The organism is Plantibacter auratus (genome assembly GCF_050587365.1).
Taxonomy (GTDB): domain Bacteria; phylum Actinomycetota; class Actinomycetes; order Actinomycetales; family Microbacteriaceae; genus Plantibacter; species Plantibacter auratus.
In genome coordinates this window covers 78,675-98,746 of sequence record NZ_JBOBFV010000002.1, presented here as the reverse complement: position 1 = coordinate 98,746, position 20,072 = coordinate 78,675, and the positions used below count along the sequence as shown (strand labels likewise).

Genomic DNA, 20,072 nt, shown 5'->3' with positions numbered 1-20,072 from the left:
ACGCCGCCCGCTCGCCCCAGTCTGGGGGAGCGGGTGGCGTTCGTGCTCACAACACCTTCGAGAGGAACGCCCGCGTCCTGGCGTGCTGCGGGTTGGCGAGCACCTCGCGAGGTGCTCCCGTCTCCACGACGACGCCGCCGTCCATGAACACGAGTGAGTCGGCCACCTCCCGGGCGAACCCCATCTCGTGCGTGACGACGATCATCGTCATGCCGTCCTTCGCGAGTCCCTTCATGACGTCGAGGACCTCGCCGACCAGCTCCGGGTCGAGTGCCGAGGTCGGCTCGTCGAACAGCATGAGCTTCGGGTCCATCGCGAGGGCCCGCGCGATCGCGACCCGCTGCTGCTGACCGCCTGACAGGTGGCCGGGGTACGCCGCCGCCTTGTCGCTCAGACCGACCCGGTCCAGGAGTTCCCGGCCGCGCTGCTCGGCGACCGCGCGCCGTTGGCCTTTCACCTGCATGGGTGCCTCGATGATGTTCTCGAGCGCCGTCATGTGGGGGAACAGGTTGAACCGCTGGAACACCATGCCGATGTCGCGCCGCTGCTTCGCCGCCTCCTTGGGCTTCAACTCGTAGAGCTTGTCGCCCCGCTCGCGGTAGCCGATGAGGTCACCCTCGACGAGCAACCGTCCGCCGTCGACCCGCTCCAGGTGGTTGATGCAGCGCAGGAAGGTCGACTTGCCGGAGCCCGACGGCCCGACCAGGCACATCACCTCGCCGCGTCGTACCGTGAGCGAGATGTCCTTGAGGACCGTGTTCGAGCCGAAGGACTTCACCACGCCCTCGGCGCGGACCATGTCGGTCGTGTCCGTGATCGTCATCGTCGTTCTCCGCTCTCGCCGTCGGCAGGACTCTGCTTGGCGCGCGCCTCGGTCTCCTGGACCTGGATGGCCTCGGTCGTGACCGGTGCCCCCGCGTCGATCCTGGTGAGCCCGCGCGCGAACCGCTTCTCCAGGAAGTACTGACCCACCATCAGGACCGAGGTGAACAGCAGGTACCAGAGCGACGCGACGATGAGCAGCGGGATCGGGTTGAACGTCTCGGACGAGATGTCCCGCGACCTCGTGTAGAGCTCCTGCGTGAACGGGACGGCCGTCACGAGCGAGGTGGTCTTGAGCATCGAGATCACCTCGTTGCCCGTCGGCGGGATGATGATCCGCATCGACTGCGGCAGGATGACCCGCCGCATCGTCTGCGCCCAACTCATCCCGAGCGCCGTCGACGCCTCCTCCTGTCCGCGGTCCACCGACAGCAGACCGGCGCGCACGATCTCCGACATGTAGGCGGCCTCGTTGAGCGCCAGCCCGATGACGGCGATCCAGAAGGTGTTCAGCGCGGCGTCCGTCGGCAGCTGCGCGATCGGCGGGAGGAACGGCAGGCCGATGTTGAGCGTCGGATAGATCGTCGCGAGCAGGCCCCAGAAGACCAGCTGCACGTAGACCGGCGTCCCGCGGAACAGCCAGACGAAGCCCCATGCGATGGCCTTGAGCACCGGGTTCGGCGACAGTCGCATGATCGCGAGCACGACGCCGAGGACGATGGCGCCGATCATCGAGTACACCGTCAGCTGCAGCGTGATGAGCGCTGCCATGGTGATCCGCCGGTCGAAGACGTACTTGCCCACGGCCGGCCAGTCGTACGCCGGTCGCGTCGCCGCGTCGACCACGAAGGCGACGAGCAACAGCACGATGATGACGGCGAACACGTTCCGCCACGGATGGCGGAGCTTGACGACCTTCAACGGCACCGGGGGCGCGGACGCCGTTCCGGTGGTTCTGGAGTCGCTCACGGTCAGCTCGTCGCGCCGTTGATGTCGATCTTGTCGATGGCGCCGGACTCGACGCCCCACTTGCTCAGGATCGAGCCGTAGGTGCCGTCGTCCATGAGGGACTGCAGGGCGGCCTGGAGGGCCTTGCCGAGGTCGCCACGGTCCTTGGCGATCGGCATGCCGTAGAGGAACGTGGAGTAGACGTCACCGGAGAGTTCGAGCTTCCCGTCGCTCTGCTGGACGGCGTACTGCACGACCGGGGAGTCGGCGGTCATCGCGTCGGCGCGGCCGAGCGTGACCGCTGCCGTCGCCTCGTCCTGCGTGTCGTAGCCGAGGGCCTCGATCGCGGGCTTGCCGGCGTCGGTGCAGGCCTGTGACTTGGCGGGGACGTCGTCGAGGGCCTCCGTCGTGCCGTTCTGGACGGCGACCTTCAGCCCACAGGCGTTGTCGGGGTCGACGGACTTGCCCGCGAGGGTCGCCCACTGGATCCCGGCCGTGAAGTAGTCGACCATGTCGACCTGCTGCTGACGCTCCTTGGTGTCGAAGAAGGACGACAGCCCGACGTCGTACTTGCCACCGGTGATGCTCGGGATGATGTTGTCGAACTTCGCAACCTGGTAGTCGGTGGTGAGGCCGAGCTTGCCGGCCATCGCGTCGGCGAGCTCGATCTCCCAACCGATCGGGTCGCCGTTCGCGTCCTTGAACTCGTTGGGCGCGTAGGTCGCGTCGGTGCCGAGGATGAGCTTGCCGGCCTGACGGATGTCGTCGGGGAGCAGGGCCTCGGCGGCCTTGTCGACGGTCACCGCGGCCGTGGAGCCGGTGGCGTCGGGTGTGGCGACCTCGTTGTTGACGCAGCCGGTGAGCAGCAGCGCGGCGGCGGCCGTGAGTGCGGCCGGGAGCAGGTATCGGTTCTTCATGTCAGGTTCCTTGCTCGGTTGATGTGGTGGTGGAGGTGAAGACGCGGCGTCCGGCGATCCAGGTCCCGACGGTCCTGGTGTGCGCGATCTCGGTGGTGGGGCCGGCGAACGGGTCGCGATCGACGAGGACGAGGTCTGCGACGGCGCCGACCTCGATCACTCCGGTGTCGTCGCGGTGGTCGATCCGGTTGGACCCGTGCGTGTACGCGGCGATCGCCGCCCCGAGCGTCAGCGACTGTCCCGGGTTGAGCGGTTCGGGGTGGTGGTCGGGATCGTCGGCCGGGAGCGTCCGATTGACCGCCACATGCAGGGCCTGCCACGGGTCGGGGGTCGTGACGGGCCAGTCCGATCCGGCGCAGAGCAGGGTGCCGAGTCGTGCCGCATCGCCGAACGGATACTGCCAGGAGGCGCGTTCCTCGCCGAGCAGGGGCAGGTTCAGCTCGACCATCTGGGGCTCCCACGTGGCCCAGAGCGCCTGCATGTTCATCGTGACGCCGAGTCGGGCGAACCGCGGCAGGTCGTCGGGGTGGACGATCTGCACGTGCGCGATGTGGTGCCGGTTGTCGCTCTCGCCGTTGCGCTCCCGCGCGGCCTCCAGGGCGTCGAGGCACTCGCGGACCGCCCGGTCGCCGATCGCGTGGAAGTGGACCTGGAACCCCGCGGCGTCGAGCCTCGAGACCGCCTCGATGAGGATCGCGGGCTCCAAGAAGGAGATGCCGCGCTCGGGCGCGGTGTCGCCGCAGTGGCAGGTGTGAAGGTAGGGGTCGATCATCGCGGCGGTCCGGTTCTCGGGGATGCCGTCCTGCATGATCTTGACGGTGCCCGCGGTGAAGCGCCCGGTCGTCGTCCCGAGGGCTGCGGCGCGGCGTGCGATCGCGTCGCGGCGTGCGATGAGGTCGTCGATCTGCTCGAGTCCACGATCCCGGTCCCACCAGAGCGCGCCCACGACGTCGCTGGTGAGCGACCCGTCCGCCATCGCCTGCAGGTAGGCGTCGCTCGTGTCGGTGTGGCTGCCGTAGTCACCGACGATCGCGTCCTGCCAGCCGGTGACGCCGAAGCTGTGGAGGGTCTGCTGGGCTGCGATGAGGGCGGCCGCGACGTCCCCGCCGGTGTCGACGGGGACGAACCGGGACACGAGCGAACGGGCACCCTCGTGGAGCATGCCGTTCGGGGTGCCGTCCGCGTCCCGCTCGATCCGGCCGTCGGCGGGGTCCGGTGTGGTGTGGTCGATGCCGGCGAGGCGGAGTGCCGCGGTGTTCACCCAGGCGCCGTGGTGGTCGCGGTTCTGGAGGAAGACGGGGCGGTCCGGCACCACCCGGTCGAGGTCAGCGGCGAGCGGGGTGCCGCCGGGGAAGGCGGCCTGTTGCCAGCCGCCGCCCACGATCCACGGGCGCTCGGGGTGGGCCTCGGCGTAGGCCGCGATCGTGGCGAGGTACCCCTCGGGTGTGCGCTCGGCCGACAGGTCGCACGCGAGTTGTTCGAGTCCGGCCTCGACGGGGTGGACGTGCGCGTCGACGAAGCCGGGGAGCAGGAGACCGCCTCGGAGGTCCACGATCTCGGTGTCGGGACCGATCGCCGCGTGTGCGGCGGCGTCGAGGGCGACGATCCGGCCGTCGGCGACGGCGACGGCTCCGGTCTGCGGCGTGAGCAGGGCGTTCCGGAAGACGGTGCCTCCGGTGAAGACCGTGTCCGCGTTGCTCGTCATATCACCTGCTCGAAGCGTCGGTGGTGCCGTCTGGCCGGCGCGTCATCCTCGGCGCGCTAGCGGTATCGAGAGCATAACCCGGATCGAGGTGACGGATTCGTGCGTCCGATCGCGTTTCTGCAACGGAATCCTTCAGCCGAAGCGTCAGCGCACGCGAACGGGCCCGGAGCAAGCGCTCCGGGCCCGGCTGATTGCAGGAGGTGTCGACGTGGCTCAGGCGACGAGCGTGCGCAGTCCTTCGACCAGCGGCGTCGTGGGACGTCCGATCAGTCGACCGAGGTCGCCGCTCGCGTCGGCGAGGAGTCCGTCACGGGTGTTGCCGTCGAGGGCGACGACGAATCCCGCGGTGCCCTCGTCGAGACCGGCGGCCAGCAGCGCCTGCAGGTGGTCCTCGGGGGAGAGGTCCTGGTAGACGACCTCGCGGCCGACGACCTCGCCGATCGCCTGCGCCAGCTCGGGGTGCGACCACGCGACGTCGCCGGCGAGCTCGTAGGCCTTCCCCTCGTGGCCCTCGGTGGTGAGGACGACGGCGGCCGCCTCCGCGTAGTCGGTGCGCGACGCGCTCGACACGAGACCGTCGCCGACGCTCCCGACGAACGATCCGGCCGCCTTGGCCTGGTCGACGGACTGGCCGTAGTTCTCGGTGTACCAGCCGTTGCGGAGGATGGTGAAGGGGAGGCCGGACGCGTGGATGAGCTCCTCGGTCGCCTTGTGCTCGGGGGCGAGGATCAGCGGGGAGGTGTCGGCCCGGAGCGCGCTCGTGTAGACGAGGCGGGCGACGCCGGCGCGCTTGGCGGCGTCGATGACGGCGGCGTGCTGGGCGACGCGCTGGCCGACCTCGCTGCTGGAGACGAGCAGGACCGTGTCGCCGGCCTCGAGGGCGGCCTCGAGAGTGGCCGGGTCGGCGAAGTCGACCTTGGCGGTGCGGACGCCCTGCGCGGCGAGATCGGCGAGCGCCTCGGTCCGGCGGCCGGTGGCGACGATGGTGGCGGGGTCGGTGCCGCGGGCGAGCAGGTGCTCGACGACGAGGTGGCCGAGCTGGCCGGTGGCTCCGGTGACGACGAGAGACATGTGAGGGTCCTTTCGATGGGGTTCGCTGAGGAGGAACCCGCTTCCGATCACATTACTTCCCGATCTGCAGTACCCACTTTGAGGTAAGCTACTGTCCGATGAGTAAGGAATGAGTCATGACAAGCGTAGACACGCAGCTGGGAAGACGCCCCGGATTCACCGACGGCATCCTGCCCGCCGCCTGCCCCTCGCGCACGATGCTCGACCACGTGACCAGCAAGTGGGGCGTCCTCGTCCTCCTGGCGCTGTCCGACGGCACCCATCGCTGGGGTGAGCTGCGACGGGTGGTCCAGGGCATCAGCGAGAAGATGCTGGCCCAGACACTCCGCACGCTCGAGGAGGACGGCCTCGTCGTCCGCGTCGCGCACCCCGAGATCCCGCCCCGTGTCGAGTACAGCCTGAGCGACCGCGGTCGCGACCTCAACGAGCACCTGATGCCCTTGATGGCGTGGATCGACCACAACGCGTCGGAGATCCTCGGACGCTAGGCGGTCCGGCCGAGTGCCGCAAGGACGTCCACGAGCGTCGACGGGTCGCCGACGTTCCCCGGGACGACCACGTAGAGCTTCTCCTCGTCCTCGGGTGTCACCACGCTCCACACCGAGACCCCGGGCAGCACCTGCCCGAGGACGCGTGCGCGCCTGGCGCCGAGGCCGACCCGGGCGACCTCGGCGGAGGTGATGCCGCCCTTCGACACGACGACCTCCACCGATCCTCGGAGCGCAGCGGTCGCCGACGTCAGTGCGGTCATCACCCGCTCGCCGTGGTCGAGCGTATTGTGCGAGGCGTCCCGTTCCCGCTCGGACGAGATCGCGGCGAACCCCGTCGCGGCGAGTCTCGCTCGAGCGGCCTCCGCCACGGCCCGTCCTGTGGCGACGGCATCCTGGAGGGCGTCGCTCGTGGGGACGATCTCGGCGGGGCCGAACGCCGCCTCGACGGGCGCGAGCTGTCGAGTCGCACCGATGGTGTGGGAGCCGCAGACGAGGAGCGCGGCGACCGGCTTCGTGACGAGCGGCGAGGGGAGGAGGCCGTCGCTCTCGACGCCCGCGATGGCCGCAGCGAGGGGTGACGCTGACCGGACGACCACGTCGGCTCCGTCGGCCCAGGCCGCCGTGATGGCCTGCGCGATGATCCGGACGTCGTCTCCCGTCTCCGCGTCCGGAAGGAGCACCGTTCCGGGAACGGCTTCGCGGAGAGCTGCACGGAACTCGGCGGCGCCGTCGCGGAGGCCCGCCAGACCGAAGTGGGTGGCCTCCCGCCCGGACTGTTCGCGCACGTAGTCCGGCAGGTGTCCCGAGCGGAACGGGAACACGGGGTCCTGGGCGTACTCCGTCTCGTGGGCCGGCAGTGTCTCGTCACCGATCCGGACGTAGTGGGTGCCGTCGATCGTCGTGCGCCCGCCCTCCGGGAAGGCCGGGACGAACACGATGACGCTGCGGTCCCCGGTGAAGACGGCGGTCTCGGGGAACACGTGCCCGCGCAGGGTCGAGTCACCTCGGAGGACGATGTGGATGCGTTCTCCGAGACGACGGCCGGCCTCCGCCGCCTGCTCGCGGGTGCGTTCCAGGAGCGCGACGGCCTCGTCCTCCGGGACGGCGCGGGTGTTGGTGAGCAGGTAGACCGCGTCGGCTCCGTCGAGGGCCTGCTCGATGAGGTCGGCGTCCCACTCCAGCAGGACGTCGACGCCGGAGGCCGACTGCGTGCCCGTGGGGTCGTCGTCGAGGATGAGGGTCTTCATGCGTCGGTCTCCTGGGTGGTGGAACGTGCGGCTCCGAGGGGCTGGGGCGTCATGCGTGGGGCTCCTGGGCGGTGCGACGTGCCGTCGTCGAGAATCAGGGTCTTCATGCGTGCGTCTCCTGGCGGGGGTGGCCGGCATCCTGGTAGGTCTCGATCACTCGGGAGTCGTCGCGTGCGCCGAGGCCGGACGCCGCAGCGGCGAGGAAGCGTTCGCGCGCTGCGTCGAGGACGGGGGTCGCGGCTCCGGCGGCGCTCGCCGCATCGGCGACGAGGCCGGTGTCCTTGACGAAGATGTCGACGCGGCTCATCACCGGGGCATCGGTGTCCTGCAGCATGCGGGGTCCGCGGTCCGACAGCATCCAGGACGCGGCCGCACCGGACTCGACGAGGGGGAGGACGGCCGCCGGGTCGAGGCCGAGCGAGGACGCGAGGGCGAGGGCTTCGGCGGCTGCGGCGATGTGCACGGCGCAGAGGTGCTGGTTGACGACCTTGATCGCTTGGCCGTCGCCGATCGCTTCGCCGACGATCCTGGCGGTGCCGAGGGCGGCGAGCGGCTCCGCTGCGGCCGCGGTGGCGGCGGGGGATCCGGAAACGAACATGGTGAGCTCGCCGGTGCTGGCGCGTGCCACGCCGCCGGTGACAGGGGCGTCGACGACCGCTGCGCCCGCGGCTTCGAGGCGAGCGGCCTGCTCGACGACGGAGGCGGGACCGACGGTGCTCATGATGATCCAGGTCTGGCCGGAGGGATCGGTGGCGGCGAGGGCGAGGGTGACGAGTTCGGCGAGCTGGTCGGGCGTCGCGACCATGACCACGACGGTGTCGGCCTGTGGCGCCTCGGTGATCGACTCGACCGCGCTGATGCCGGCGGCGTCCGCGCGTTCCCGTGCAGCGGGGAAGGGGTCGACGCCCGTGACCCGGTGGCCGGCCGCGGCGAGCTGGGTGGCCATCGGCAGGCCGATCGCGCCGACGCCGACGAAGGTGATGGTGCGTGCGGGCAGTGGCGTCGATGCCATGGCGTCCTCCGGTGGATTGGTTGGACCAATCGTAACCGCGGATGTCGGGACGAGCAAGCGCCCGGTGGTGGGTGCCCGGCTGTCCGTCGACACGGGGTACGCGGCTTCTTCCGGCCATTGAGCTTGTCGAAATGCCCCCGAGGACCCGTCGACAGGCGCACTGCGGCGCAGCTCAGCGATCGAGGGTGATTCGGGCGACGCTAGCCCGATGACCGAGGTGGCGCGGCTCGGCTGCCCTTCGACAGGCTCAGGGACCGAAAAGCGTGCGAGCACAGTCCAGCCCGGTCACTGAGCCTGTCGAAGTGCCCACGAGGAACCCTTCGACTGGCTCGTGTACCGAAGCGTTCCGGGTTCACCTCTGCCGGTCACTGAGCTTGTCGAAGTGCCCACGAGGACTCCTCGTCGTTCCGGGTACACCTCTTCCGGTCACTGAGCTTGTCGAAGTGCCCACGAGGAACCCTTCGATTGGCTCGGGTACCGAATCGGTTCCGGGTACACCTTTCCCGGTCACTGAGCCTGTCGAAGTGCGCACGAGGAACCCTTCGACAGGCTCAGGGACCGGCGGGGGTTAGAAGGGTGCGGGGTCCGGTTCGGTGCGGTGGTGTTTGCCGTCGGGTGTGGTCCAGTCGAGGACCCCGCCGGGCCCGTGGTAGAGGTTCCATCCCGGGAGGTGTTTCATGCGGTGGTGATGTCGGTAGAGGCAGGCGAGATTGCCGACATCCGTCGTCCCGCCGTCCTCCCAGGCAACCGAGTGGTCGAGGTCGCAGGCCCTGGCTCGCCTGCCGCAGCCGGGTGCGCGACAGGTGCCGTCCCGGAGGCGGACCGCGCGTTGCAGGTCGGCCGGAACGCGGTACTGGTTCCGCCCGACGGAGAGCACCGCACCGGTTTCCGGTTGGACGAGGATCCGGGTGAAGCTCGGTGCGTTCACCGCGATACGTGCCGCGGTCTCGGGGTCGATCGGACCGTAGCCGTCGAGCATGCCGGGTGCGTCGGAGACGCCGGCCATGGTGAGTGCCGGGACCGTGATCTGCACGGTCGGCTTGATGTGCTCCTGGACCTCGATCGGGTGCGGGAGCACCGAGCTCGACATCACGTCTTCCGGGGTCACGCCGGTCAGGGCGAGCGCCGCCAGGGCGTCCGCCTGCAGCTGTCCGCAGGCGCGAGTGTCGCCAGCTGCGCGTGACTCCACTGCCGCGGCCTCGACGCGCTCCATGATGCCCTGGGCGATCGGTGCAGTGGTGAACAGGTGCACCCAGGCCATGCCGTCGGCGGCCGGTTCGAACTCGACCCGGCGGTCGGTCTCCGAGCGGACCGCTCGGGCGGTGATGGACTCGGGGTGGAGGCGTTCGCGCAGGACGCGGGCTCGCCTGCGGAGGTTCGCGTTGGTGGACTCCTCCGCAACCGGCAGGACCTCAGCGAGGAATGCCGCCCGCCCCGCGGTCGGCACGTCATTGAGTTGGTCGATGATCGTCTGTGCGTGCCGGGCTGAGATGCGACCGGCCTCGAGCGAGGCGAGCACGGCGGGTGCGTCGTTGAGGAGACGTTCCGCGTCGTTCGTCGCCCGCTGGACCGTCTGCTCGGGCGTGCGGGTCGCCATCGCGAGGGCCGCGCAGGTCGAGCGGCGGGAGAGCGCCTGCCGTTCGGCCGGCGGGAACACGGCCGGAACGACCGAGTCCGCGAGGGCGTCCGCATATGCGGCAGAGCGAGCCAGCAAGCGCGCCTCGCGCGCATCGAGAGCCGCCCGCAGCCGGTGGATCTCCGCGTACTCGTCCGAGAACTCCGCAAGCTGCGCGGCGCGCTCGTCGCTCGCGCGGATCGCTGCGGAAGTGGTCTCGGTCATGACTTCAGTCCACCATGGACCACTGACATTCCAGATGCTGAGTCGGCCCGGTTGTGGAAGTTGCTCGTGAGCCCTTCGACAGGCTCAGGGAGCGGAGGAGGCGTACCGGATTCGCAAGGTTCTCCGCGTGCCCTTCGACAAGCTCAGGGGCCGGAGGGGGTATGCCGGATTCGCGGGGTTCATCCGTGTGCCCTTCGACAGGCTCAGGGACCTGAGGGGGTATGCCGGATTCGCGGGGTTCACCCGTGTGCCCTTCGACAGGCTCAGGGACCGGAGGGGGTTGCTCAGGGACCGGAGGAGGTTGCTCAGGGACCGGCGAGGGTGGCTCACGGACCGGAAGGTTTTCGCGCGCGCCTCTTCCGGTCACTGAGCTTGTCGAAGTGCTGACGTGGGCACTTCGACAGACTCGGAGGCCGGAGGGGTGTGGCCGGACTCGTGGGGTTCCATCGTTGGCCCTTCGACAAGCTCAGGGAGCGGGGAAGGGTTGCTCGTCGACGGGGTTGGTGAGTGGGAGGGTGCGCCGGTTTGGATGTGTTCCGCGGGCCCTTCGACAGGGGCAGGGACCGGTTGAGGTGGCCCGAACGGCGTGGCGGCCGCGACGCGTCAGCTCGCGCCGTCGTCGGCTTCGAGCTGCAACCAGTCCTCGAAGTGCCGGCGCATCGCGCGTCGGGCGGCCTCGGCGTCTCGAGCGGCCAGGGCGTCGACGACGGCGTAGTGCACGCTGTCGGTCCGCCGGACGCCGCGCTCGTCCGGCTGCTCTACCTCGATCGCGCGGAGTCGACGCTGCCGGATCGTCTCGCGGAGCACGTGACTGAAGCCCTCGTGCATGAGTCGGAAGATCGGGTCGTCGACGATGGCGTTCAGTCGGCTGTGGAAGTCGACGTCGGCCTCGAGCGCCGCATCGTGATCCCCGGCGAGCGTCGCGGCGATCATGCGATCGACGTCGTCGCGCAGCACCGCGACCGCTTCGTCGGTGACGAGCCCGGCCGCCGCCTCGGCGACGGTCTCCTCCAGCATCATGCGCGACCGGGCGAACTGATCGTCGGACAGGTAGCCCAGCTGACGGGAGATGGTGAACCAACTGCGGACGAAGTCGTCGCCAGGAGCGTCGATGGAGGTGCCCCGACCCTGAGTGCGGTGGAGGAAGCCGAGCCGTTCGAGGACCGCGAGCTGTTCGCGAAGGGCACCGCGGCTCATCTGCAGTGCCTCGCCGAGTTCGCGTTCCGGCGGCAGTCGCCGCGCGGTGGTGCCGGGCTCCGGCGTGGCCAGTTCGACGAGCCTCGCCACGAGCGCTTCGAGCGGCTCCGCCATGCTGCCCCCTCGATTAGTCCGACCAGTGTTGATGGTAGCCGGTGGTGCGGGCCGCCCTTCGACAAGCTCAGGGACCGGATTGGGGCTCAGGGACCGGATTGGGGCTCGGGGACCGGATTGGCGCTCTAGGACCGGATTGGGGCTCAGGGACCGGGGTGGTAGGGATCTGGGACCGGGGTGGGGCTCAGGGACCGGGGCGGCGCTCAGGGACCTGGGTGGCACTGCGGGATCCCTCCACCGACGCAACACGCCCGCCCCGACGGATCGGGACGGGCGTGAAGACGACGGGTGTTTGCTAGACCGCCTGGAGGGCCTGCACAGCGCTCGTGAAGAAGGCGAGACCGTCGACACCGGAGCGCATGGCGAGCGGGGTGTCGGGACCGAAGCCCGGCTCGATCGCGTGCTCGGGGTGCGGCATGAGCCCGACGACGTTGCCGGCCGGGTTCGTGAGGCCGGCGATGTCGTCGAGCGAACCGTTCGGGTTCACGCCCGCGTAGCGGAAGGCGACTAGGCCCTCGCCCTCGACGCGCGCCAGGGTCTCGGCGTCGGCGATGTAGCCGCCGTCGGCGTTCTTGAGCGGGATGGTGATCTCCTGCCCCTTCGAGAACTGGTGGGTCCAGGCGGTGTCGGCGTTCTCGACCGTGAGCAGCTGGTCGCGACGGATGAACTGCTGGTGGGCGTTCCGGATGAGGCCACCGGGCAGCAGGTGTGCCTCGACGAGCATCTGGAAGCCGTTGCAGATCCCGAGGATCGGCATGCCCTTGCCGGCGGCGTCCTTCAGCTCGGTCATGATCGGCGAGACTGCGGCGATCGCGCCGGCACGGAGGTAGTCGCCGTAGCTGAAGCCACCCGGCAGGATGACTGCGTCGACACCCTGGAGGTCGTGGTCGCCGTGCCAGAGCGCGACGGGCTCGGCACCCGCCATGCGGACCGCGCGCTGAGCGTCGCGGTCGTCGAGCGAACCGGGGAAGGTGATGACACCGATACGGATCGTCATGCCTCGGAGCCCTCGGGGTAGTGGATGGCCACGACGTCCTCGATCACGGCGTTCGAGAGGATGTCGTCGGCGATCTGCTGCACCGTGGCGCGCGTGGCGTCGGTGATGGGGCCGTCGACCGTGAGCTCGAAGCGCTTGCCGATGCGGACATCGGTGAACTCGCTCTTGCCGAGACGCGCGAGGGCGCCGGCGACGGCCTTGCCCTGGGGGTCCAGCAGTTCGGCTTTCGGCATGACTTCTACGACGATGGTCGGCACGGAGGTCTCTTTCGTTGCGACGCGGCGGGGATGCGAACAGTCTAGCGCCGAGCGCACGACGCGACGCCGACGAGGTGCGTCGGACGGGCGTCGTGGTCAGCGGGTCATTCCGGGAGGGCGGCGTCCGCTTCGTTCGCGTCGCCGGCGATGCCGCGGGCGAGCGTCTTGTTGCGGAAGAAGTCCGGTCGGAGCTTCGCCTGGATGAGCATGATGACGATGCCCGCCACGATGATGATCATGCCGAGGATGAACACGAGCCCGACACCGCCGATGTTCGACCCGCTGCCGTAGTCGGGGTCGGCGCTCTCGATGATCGTGGTGAAGAAGAGCACGCCCAGGATGAGACCGCCGACGAGCGGGGAGAAGAACTGGAAGAAGAAGTTCCGTGCGCTCGAGAACCACTGCTTCCGGAAGTACCAGACGCACGCGAACGCCGTCAGGCCGTAGTAGAAGCAGATCATCATGCCGAGGGTCGTGATCGTGTCCCAGAGCACGTCCTCGGAGATGAAGCGCATCACCGCGTAGAACACCGACGCGACGACACTGGAGACGATCGTCGCGTAGCCGGGCGTGAAGAACTTCGGGTGCACCTTCGAGAACTTCGGCGACAGCGCGCCGTAGTGCCCCATCGCGAGCAGGGTCCGCGCGGGGGAGACGAACGTCGACTGCAGTGAGGCGGCCGAGGAGGACAGCACCGCGATCGACACGAGGATCGCGAGCGGACCGAGGATGGGCCCCGCGAGCGAGAAGAACACGTTGCCCTGGATGTCCTCGTTGCCGAGCCCGAACTCGCCGTCGCCGACGCCCGCGTAGTTGATGAGCGCGACCGACAGGAACAGGTAGAGGACGACGATGATGACGACCGTGGCCGTGGCGGCCTTGCCGGGCGTCGAGCTCGACCCCTTCGTCTCCTCGCTCATCGTCAGCGTGACGTCCCAACCCCAGAAGATGAAGATGGAGAGGGAGAGGCCGGCGGCGAAGGCGCTGAACGAGCCGACGGCGAACGGGTTGAACCAGTCGAGCGAGATCGGGAGGGCGTCGAACGCGTCACCGCCCGCGACGTGGGCGAAGGCGACGATGCCGAACAGCACCATCACGAGCAACTGGAAGCCCACGAGCACGTACTGCAGCTTCTGCGTCGTCTGCATGTCGCGGTAGGAGATGAGTGTCGCCCCGAGCATGAACGCCAGACAGGTGATGACGTTGATGAACGGGTTCGACGTGAGGCCCGCGATGTCGGGGTTCTGGAAGATCTGCGACAGCATCAGGTAGAAGAAGTCGACCGCGATACCCGCGAGGTTCGACAGCACGACGATGGTCGCGGCGATGAGGCCCCAACCGGCCATCCAACCGACCCACGGGCCGAACGCGCGCGTCGCCCAGGTGAACGATGTGCCGGAGTCCGGCATGCGGCTGTTGAGCTCCCGGTAGCCGAAGGCGACGAGCAGCATCGGGATGAAGCCGACGAGGAAGATGGCCGGCACGTGGGTGCCGACCTCCGCGACGGTCGGACCGAGGGCACCGGTCAGGGTGTACGCCGGGGCGATGCACGAGATGCCGATGACGATCGCGCCGACGAGGCCGACGGTGCCGGCGCCGAGGCCCTTCTTGGAGAGGGCGCCCGTCGCGGTCGTCTCGGGGTGGGCGACGTCGCGCGGGGGAGTGGTTTCGGGAGGAGTCATGTCGGGTCTCCGAGGGTCAGCACGGAGTCGCGGGGAACGACCACCATGGGTACGGGGAGCTCCCGCAGCATCTTCGCTGCCGTGGAGCCGAGGAAGAGGTGCTTCGGGGTGGCGAGTCGGCTGGAACCGACGAGCACGATCTCCGCGGGCTTCCACTCGAGGTGCGAGACGGCGTCCTCGATGCGGGTGCCCGAGGCGATCTCGGTGGTCACGTCGATGTCCTTCGGCAGGTGCTCGGTCGCGTAGGCGAGGACCTCCGCCGCGTGCGACTCGGCCCGGGCGGTCGCCTCGGGGTGCTCGGCGCCCTCGGGCTGGTCGAGCGCGACGAGCGAGACCAGACGGAGCGGGATGACCGCGTTCTTGGCGACGACGATCGCCGCGTCGAGCAGCTGGTGCGCGCCGGCACGGGTGCCGATCGCGCAGGTGATCCGGCTGACCGTGCCGCCGGTGGGCTGCGCGTCGAGGAGGTCGCGGCTGCCGACCGGAGCGAGGGCGACCGGGACGACCGCCGAGTGCAGGAGCGTGTTCGCGACGCTGCCGAGCGTGAACCGGCCGAGGAGTCCGCCGCGCGCCGCACCGATGATGATGAGCCCGCCCTCGAGGATGCGGGAGGCCTCCAAGAGGCCCTCCGCGAACGACTCGTCGTACACGAGGTGCGTCTTGGCCGTGATGTCGGCGGGGACCGCGTCGAGCGCCTCGGCGAGCCAGCGGTCGGCCGTCTCACGGAGGAACCGTTCGTAGCCGGGGTCCGCCGGGGTGATCGTCGGGCGTTCCTCGTTCGCGAGCACGAGGACGATGTCGAGCCGGGCGCCGGTGGTCCGAGCGATCCGGATGCCGAGCGCGAGCGCGTCGCGTCCCGCCGGCGTATCGGTGTAGCCAACGATGTATCTCATCTGGTGTTCGCTTTCGATCGGGTGCGCCCTTCGACAAGCTCAGGGACCGGGACCAGGATGCACGGCGGTGTGCGGGTGTTTCGTTGGTGCAGGGTATCGACGGGGGTGGCCCTTCGACAAGCTCAGGGACCGGAGGCGGTGGGCGGGGAGCGGAGCACCCTTCGACACGCGGTTCCTGAGCTTGTCGAAGGGCGGGGACCGAGGCCCTTCGACAGGCTCAGGAACCGGGAGGCGCTTACGCCTGGTGGCGGGCGATGATCGCCTCCGCGGTGTCGGCGCCCTTGCGGATCGCGCCGTCGACGTGCTGGTATCCCTCGGCGGCGAGGTCGCTCGTCGACCAGTAGATCGGGCCCACCGGCGTCGACTGCATGGCGCCGTAGCGCGAGAGTCCACCGAGGTCGAAGCTCGCCGCGTACGCGCCTCGCGTCCACTCCTCGCTACCCCAGTCGCTCTCGTAGTAGACGACGGGGGAGAGGGCCTGCTCGCCGTAGTAGTGGGACAGCGAGGTGAGGATCCGCTCGCGACGCTCCTCCGCGCTCAGCTTGAAGACCTCGTCGGCGCGCTCGTCCGAGACGAACCCGACGAGCGTGCCGCGCGGGTCCTCGTGGTTCGTGTTGTCGTAGGCCTCGTGGACGAGCTCGTACGGGCTGAACGCGGTGGCCGAGAGGCCGTCCTCGCGCCAGAACGGCGTCTCGTACACGGCGTGGACCTTGATGACGAGCCCGAGCGACATGTGCTGGTGCATCTGGTGGCTGAGGCGCGGCAGCGGCGGCTGGAAGTCGATGCGGGAGTAGAGGTTCGGCGGGACGGCGACGATCGCGTACCGCGCGTTGACCGTCACGCTGTCCGCCTCGGCCGAGACGCCGGCGTCGGACCACTCGAGGCGACGCACGGGCGAGGACAGGTGGACGTCGTCGCCGAGGGCCTCGGCGAGCTTGATCGGGACCTGCTGCAGGCCGCCGACGACGCGCTTGTCGAGGATGAAGTCGGCCTCGACGAGGTGGGTGAAGCTGCCGGCGGACGCCGCCATGAGGAGCGCCTGCAGGAGCGAGAAGGAGTGGGAGGGCTTCGTGAGCATCGCGGCGGCGATGAAGAGGGCGATGTTGTCGCGCGCCTCGACGTCGTCCGTCTGGTCGGCGAGCCAGGCGCTCCACGAGATGCGGTCGTACTCCTTCGCCCGGGCGTGCGCCCACGGCTCGGTGACGCCGACCTCCTCGACGAGCTCGTCGAGGAGGGTGATGAGTCGCTCCATCTCGGCTGCGGTCGACTCGGCGACGGGGAAGATGTCGCCCGTGAAGCGGGTGCGCACGCCCTCGGCGTTGACGTAGACGCTGTCACCCTCGCGGTAGCGGGAGTAGGTGTCGAGCCCGAGCTCCTCGAGCGTGGCGAGCAGGGCGGTCTGGTCGGGGGAGACCCACTGGCCGCCCAGCTCGAGCATGGCTCCGTCGATGTGGTTCGTCCAAAGTCGACCACCGACGCGGTCGCGCGCCTCGAGGACGGCGACGGACAGGCCCGCCGCGCGGAGCTTCGTGGCGGCCGTGAGCCCGGAGGCCCCGGCGCCGATGATGACGACGTCGCGTTCGATAGCGCTCATGAGGTGTCTTCCTGTTCGTGGCCCTTCGACAAGCTCAGGGACCGGGGTGGTGCTCGGGGGACCGGGTGGTGCTCGGGTGACCGGGGTGGTGCTCGGGTGACCGGGTGGTGCTCGGGGCCGGGTGGTGCGGGTGTCGGCTGGTGCTCGGGACCGGCGCCGATAGTCGAGTATGGCGGATCCGGCGGTCGGATGGAACCGGGGATGGCGAGGTCGCCGGTCGTATCGGCGATCGGCGACGGTTTCCGTTGTGTCGACCGAGGCGGGTCAGCCGATGGGCGTCATGGTGTACTTCGTGTACAGGTATTCGTGGATGCCCTCGAGCCCGCCCTCGCGTCCGATGCCCGACTGCTTGACACCGCCGAACGGTGCGGCGGCGTTCGAGATGACGCCGACGTTGAGGCCCATCATGCCGGTCTGCAGACGGCCGATCATGCGCTGTCCGCGGGCGAGGTCGGTGGTGAACACGTAGGAGACGAGCCCGTACTCGGTGTCGTTCGCGAGCCGCACGGCCTCGTCCTCGTCGTCGAACGGCACGATCGCGAGGACCGGGCCGAAGATCTCCTCGCGGAGGATGTCGGACCCCGGCACGACCCCGGTGACGACCGTCGGCTGGAAGAAGGTGCCCGGTCCGTCGACGGCCTCGCCGCCGGTGAGGACCTTGGCGCCGCGCTCGACGGCGTCGCCCACGAGGGTCTTCGCCTTCGTGACCGCTCGGTCGTCGATGAGCGGGCCGATCGTCACGCCGTCCTCGGTGCCACGACCGATGCGGAATGCGTTGACCTTCTCGGTGACGCGCTTCGCGAACTCGTCCGCGACGTCGCGGTGGACGATGAAGCGGTTCGCCGCGGTGCACGCCTGTCCGATGTTGCGGAACTTGGCGGCCATCGCGCCCTCCACGGCCTTGTCGAGGTCGGCGTCCTCGAACACCACGAACGGGGCGTTGCCGCCGAGCTCCATCGAGGTGCGGAGGACGTTCTTCGCGGACTGCTCGATGAGCTTCTGACCGACGGCCGTCGAGCCCGTGAAGCTCAGCTTACGGAGCCGCGGGTCGGCGATGATCGGGCCGGACACTGCGGAGGAGCTGGAGGTGGTGATGACGTTCACGACGCCGGCGGGGAGCCCGGCGTCCTCGAGCAGCTTCACGAAGTACAGGGTCGTGAGCGGCGTGAGCTCGGCGGGCTTGACGACGACCGTGCAGCCGGCGGCGAGCGCCGGGGCGATCTTGCGGGTCGCCATCGCGAGGGGGAAGTTCCACGGGGTGATGAGGAAACACGGACCGACGGGGTGCTGCGAGACGGTCATCATGCCGGTGCCCTCGGGGTTCGACCCGTAGCGTCCGGAGATGCGGACGGCCTCCTCGGAGAACCAGCGGAGGAACTCACCACCGTAGGTCACCTCGCCGTTCGCCTCGGCGAGCGGCTTGCCCATCTCGAGCGTCATGAGGAGGGCGAACTCCTCGCGGCGCTCCTGGAGGAGGTCGAAGGCCTTCCGGAGGATGTTCGAACGGGTGCGGGGAGCGGTCGCCGCCCACTCGTCCTGGGCTGCGACCGCGGCGTCGAGGGCCGCCGTGCCGTCGGCGACCGAGGCGTCGGCGATCGTCTTGATGACGTCGCCGGTGGACGGGTCGCTCACGTCGAGCGTCGCGCCCTCCGTCGCGTCGCGCCAGACGCCTCCGATGAACAGGCCGTTCGGGACCTTGGCGAGCAGATCGGTTTCACGTGCGTCGGTCATGGGTGGAGCTCCTTGGTGGTGTCGGTGCCGTCGGTCACAGTGTTTCAGCGTGCATGCCCCTCGACAAGCTCGGGGACGACCACATCGGTCCCTGAGCTTGTCGAAGGGCGGGGCCGCCTCGGTCCCTGCCCTTCGACAGGCGGTTCCTGAGCTTGTCGAAGGGCGGAACCGGCGGGCGTGGCGTCAGTTCGCGGCGAGCGCCTCGAGGACGACGTCGAGTCCTTCGTCGAGCAGCTCGAGGGGGATGGTCAGCGGCGGGAGGAAGCGGACCACGTTGCCGTAGGTGCCGCAGGTGAGGACGATCACCCCGGCCTGGTGGGCGGCCTTCGCGACGCGTGCTGTGAGGGCGGCGTCGGGCTCGCCGGTGGCTGGGTCGACGAACTCGACCGCCATCATGGCGCCGCGCCCGCGGATGTCGCCGATGCGGGGGTCGGAGGCCTGTGCCGCGGTGAAGCGGTCGAGGATACGGGTTTCGATCGCCCGGGCCGAGGCTGCGAGGTCCTCCTCCTCGTACGCTTCGATCGCCGCAAGGGCAGCGACACAGGCGAGTGGGTTGCCGCCGTAGGTGCCGCCGAGGCCGCCGGCGTGCGGGGCGTCCATGATCTCCGCGCGTCCGGTGACGGCGGAGAGTGGCAGGCCGCCTGCGATGCCCTTGGCGGTGATGATGAGGTCGGGCACGATGTCGAAGTGCTCGGACGCGAACATCGCACCCGTGCGGGCGAAGCCGGTCTGCACCTCGTCGGCGATGAAGACGACGTCGTTCGCGCGGGCCCAGTCGAGCAGGGTCGGCAGGAAGCCGTCCGCCGGGACGATGAAGCCGCCCTCGCCCTGGATGGGTTCGATGATGATCGCCGCGAGGTTGTCTGCGCCGATCTGCTTCTCGATCTGGGTGATCGCGCGCTGCGCCGCTTCGGGACCGGTGAGCCCGCCGTCACGGAAGGGGTAGGACAGTGGCGCGCGGTACACCTCGGAGGCGAAGGGGCCGAAGCCGCTCTTGTAGGGCATTGACTTCGCGGTCAGGGCCATTGTCAGGTTAGTGCGGCCGTGGTACGCGTGGTCGAAGGCGACGACCGCCTGCTTCTTCGTGTGGCTGCGGGCGATCTTCACCGCGTTCTCGACCGCTTCGGCGCCCGAGTTGAACAGTGCCGTGCGCTTGGCGTGGTCGCCGGGGGTGAGGCGGTTGAGCGCCTCGGCGACCTCGACGTAGGAGTCGTAGGGGGTGATGGTGAAGCAGGTGTGGGTGAACTCCTGCAGCTGTCGGGTGACGGCCTCGACGACGCGCGGGTTGCTGTTGCCCACGCCGGTCACGGCGATGCCGGACCCGAGGTCGATCAGGGAGTTGCCGTCGACGTCGACGAGGACGCCACCACCCGCGCCGGCCGCGAAGACCGGCATCGTCGTGCCGACGCCGGATGCGACCGCAGCGTGCTTCCGGGCAATGAGTTCCTCGGAGATCGGTCCGGGGATGGCGGTGACGAGGCGACGTTCCTGGGGGAGCGAGGGTCCGCCGAGGATGGAGGGCGCGGGGGCTGCGGTGCTGCTCGTCATCGGTAC

At 69.6% G+C, this 20,072-nt stretch carries 18 protein-coding genes; 2 read left to right on the top strand and 16 right to left on the bottom strand.

Going from position 1 to position 20,072, the window contains the following annotated elements:
- Positions 1-46: 46 nt before the first annotated feature.
- The 5 genes from ACQ3HE_RS07560 to ACQ3HE_RS07540 all read right to left on the bottom strand — a co-directional run bounded on the left by ACQ3HE_RS07560 (position 47) and on the right by ACQ3HE_RS07540 (position 5,463).
- Positions 47-823 carry an amino acid ABC transporter ATP-binding protein gene (locus ACQ3HE_RS07560; RefSeq protein WP_274598595.1) on the bottom strand — a complete coding sequence of 259 codons (777 nt, stop codon included), beginning with the start codon at positions 821-823 and terminating at the stop codon, positions 47-49.
- Positions 820-1,791 carry an amino acid ABC transporter permease gene (locus ACQ3HE_RS07555; protein WP_430892011.1) on the bottom strand — a complete coding sequence of 324 codons (972 nt, stop codon included), beginning with the start codon at positions 1,789-1,791 and terminating at the stop codon, positions 820-822. Before ACQ3HE_RS07555 ends, ACQ3HE_RS07560 begins: the two co-directional genes overlap by 4 nt.
- Before the next feature lie 2 nt (positions 1,792-1,793).
- Positions 1,794-2,687, bottom strand: coding sequence for an ABC transporter substrate-binding protein (locus tag ACQ3HE_RS07550; RefSeq protein WP_194599353.1), 894 nt, complete (start codon positions 2,685-2,687; stop codon positions 1,794-1,796).
- 1 nt (position 2,688) lies between these two features.
- Positions 2,689-4,392, bottom strand: a complete 1,704-nt coding sequence (locus ACQ3HE_RS07545; RefSeq protein ID WP_430892010.1) for an amidohydrolase — start codon at positions 4,390-4,392, stop codon at positions 2,689-2,691.
- A gap of 213 nt (positions 4,393-4,605) precedes the next feature.
- Positions 4,606-5,463: an SDR family oxidoreductase gene (locus tag ACQ3HE_RS07540; RefSeq protein WP_430892008.1), complete on the bottom strand. Its 858-nt coding sequence runs from the start codon at positions 5,461-5,463 to the stop codon at positions 4,606-4,608.
- A 116-nt stretch (positions 5,464-5,579) separates the two neighbouring features.
- Between ACQ3HE_RS07540 and ACQ3HE_RS07535 the strand changes: the two genes are divergently transcribed.
- Positions 5,580-5,951: a winged helix-turn-helix transcriptional regulator gene (locus ACQ3HE_RS07535; protein WP_430892007.1), complete on the top strand. Its 372-nt coding sequence runs from the start codon at positions 5,580-5,582 to the stop codon at positions 5,949-5,951.
- Here the strand turns inward: ACQ3HE_RS07535 and ACQ3HE_RS07530 are convergent.
- The 3 genes from ACQ3HE_RS07530 to ACQ3HE_RS07520 all read right to left on the bottom strand — a co-directional run bounded on the left by ACQ3HE_RS07530 (position 5,948) and on the right by ACQ3HE_RS07520 (position 10,053).
- A complete protein-coding gene (locus tag ACQ3HE_RS07530; protein ID WP_430892005.1) occupies positions 5,948-7,201 on the bottom strand; it encodes a four-carbon acid sugar kinase family protein in 1,254 nt (417 codons plus the stop codon). The two genes, ACQ3HE_RS07535 and ACQ3HE_RS07530, sit on opposite strands and share 4 nt — an antisense overlap.
- A 103-nt stretch (positions 7,202-7,304) precedes the next feature.
- Entirely contained in the window at positions 7,305-8,213 is a 909-nt protein-coding gene (locus tag ACQ3HE_RS07525; protein ID WP_430892003.1) for an NAD(P)-dependent oxidoreductase, read from the bottom strand.
- A gap of 568 nt (positions 8,214-8,781) precedes the next feature.
- The gene (locus tag ACQ3HE_RS07520; protein WP_430892001.1) at positions 8,782-10,053 is read right to left on the bottom strand and encodes an HNH endonuclease signature motif containing protein; all 1,272 of its coding nucleotides are present in this window, start codon (positions 10,051-10,053) and stop codon (positions 8,782-8,784) included.
- A 127-nt stretch (positions 10,054-10,180) separates the two neighbouring features.
- On the opposite strand from ACQ3HE_RS07520, the gene ACQ3HE_RS07515 reads away from it, so the two are divergent.
- Positions 10,181-10,423: a hypothetical protein gene (locus ACQ3HE_RS07515; RefSeq protein WP_430891999.1), complete on the top strand. Its 243-nt coding sequence runs from the start codon at positions 10,181-10,183 to the stop codon at positions 10,421-10,423.
- A 233-nt stretch (positions 10,424-10,656) separates the two neighbouring features.
- On the opposite strand, the gene ACQ3HE_RS07510 is transcribed toward ACQ3HE_RS07515, so the two are convergent.
- The 8 genes from ACQ3HE_RS07510 to gabT all read right to left on the bottom strand — a co-directional run bounded on the left by ACQ3HE_RS07510 (position 10,657) and on the right by gabT (position 20,066).
- Positions 10,657-11,364 (bottom strand): FadR/GntR family transcriptional regulator, encoded by a 708-nt coding sequence (locus ACQ3HE_RS07510; RefSeq protein WP_430891998.1) that lies wholly within the window; start codon positions 11,362-11,364, stop codon positions 10,657-10,659.
- A gap of 295 nt (positions 11,365-11,659) precedes the next feature.
- Positions 11,660-12,361, bottom strand: a complete 702-nt coding sequence (purQ, locus tag ACQ3HE_RS07505) for a phosphoribosylformylglycinamidine synthase subunit PurQ (protein ID WP_430891996.1) — start codon at positions 12,359-12,361, stop codon at positions 11,660-11,662.
- Complete coding sequence (gene purS, locus ACQ3HE_RS07500; RefSeq protein WP_064294182.1) at positions 12,358-12,618, bottom strand: phosphoribosylformylglycinamidine synthase subunit PurS; 261 nt, start codon at positions 12,616-12,618, stop codon at positions 12,358-12,360. The genes purQ and purS overlap by 4 nt, the downstream gene beginning before the upstream one ends.
- Positions 12,619-12,722: 104 nt before the next feature.
- Entirely contained in the window at positions 12,723-14,300 is a 1,578-nt protein-coding gene (locus tag ACQ3HE_RS07495; protein WP_079705048.1) for an APC family permease, read from the bottom strand.
- On the bottom strand, positions 14,297-15,193 hold the full coding sequence (locus ACQ3HE_RS07490) for a universal stress protein (RefSeq protein WP_079705049.1): 897 nt from the start codon (positions 15,191-15,193) through the stop codon (positions 14,297-14,299). Before ACQ3HE_RS07490 ends, ACQ3HE_RS07495 begins: the two co-directional genes overlap by 4 nt.
- Before the next feature lie 235 nt (positions 15,194-15,428).
- The gene (locus ACQ3HE_RS07485; RefSeq protein ID WP_430891995.1) at positions 15,429-16,787 is read right to left on the bottom strand and encodes a flavin monoamine oxidase family protein; all 1,359 of its coding nucleotides are present in this window, start codon (positions 16,785-16,787) and stop codon (positions 15,429-15,431) included.
- Positions 16,788-17,051: 264 nt separating this feature from the next.
- Positions 17,052-18,518 (bottom strand): NAD-dependent succinate-semialdehyde dehydrogenase, encoded by a 1,467-nt coding sequence (locus tag ACQ3HE_RS07480; RefSeq protein ID WP_430891994.1) that lies wholly within the window; start codon positions 18,516-18,518, stop codon positions 17,052-17,054.
- A gap of 183 nt (positions 18,519-18,701) precedes the next feature.
- Entirely contained in the window at positions 18,702-20,066 is a 1,365-nt protein-coding gene (gabT, locus tag ACQ3HE_RS07475) for a 4-aminobutyrate--2-oxoglutarate transaminase (RefSeq protein WP_430891993.1), read from the bottom strand.
- Between the last annotated feature and the right edge of the window lie 6 nt (positions 20,067-20,072).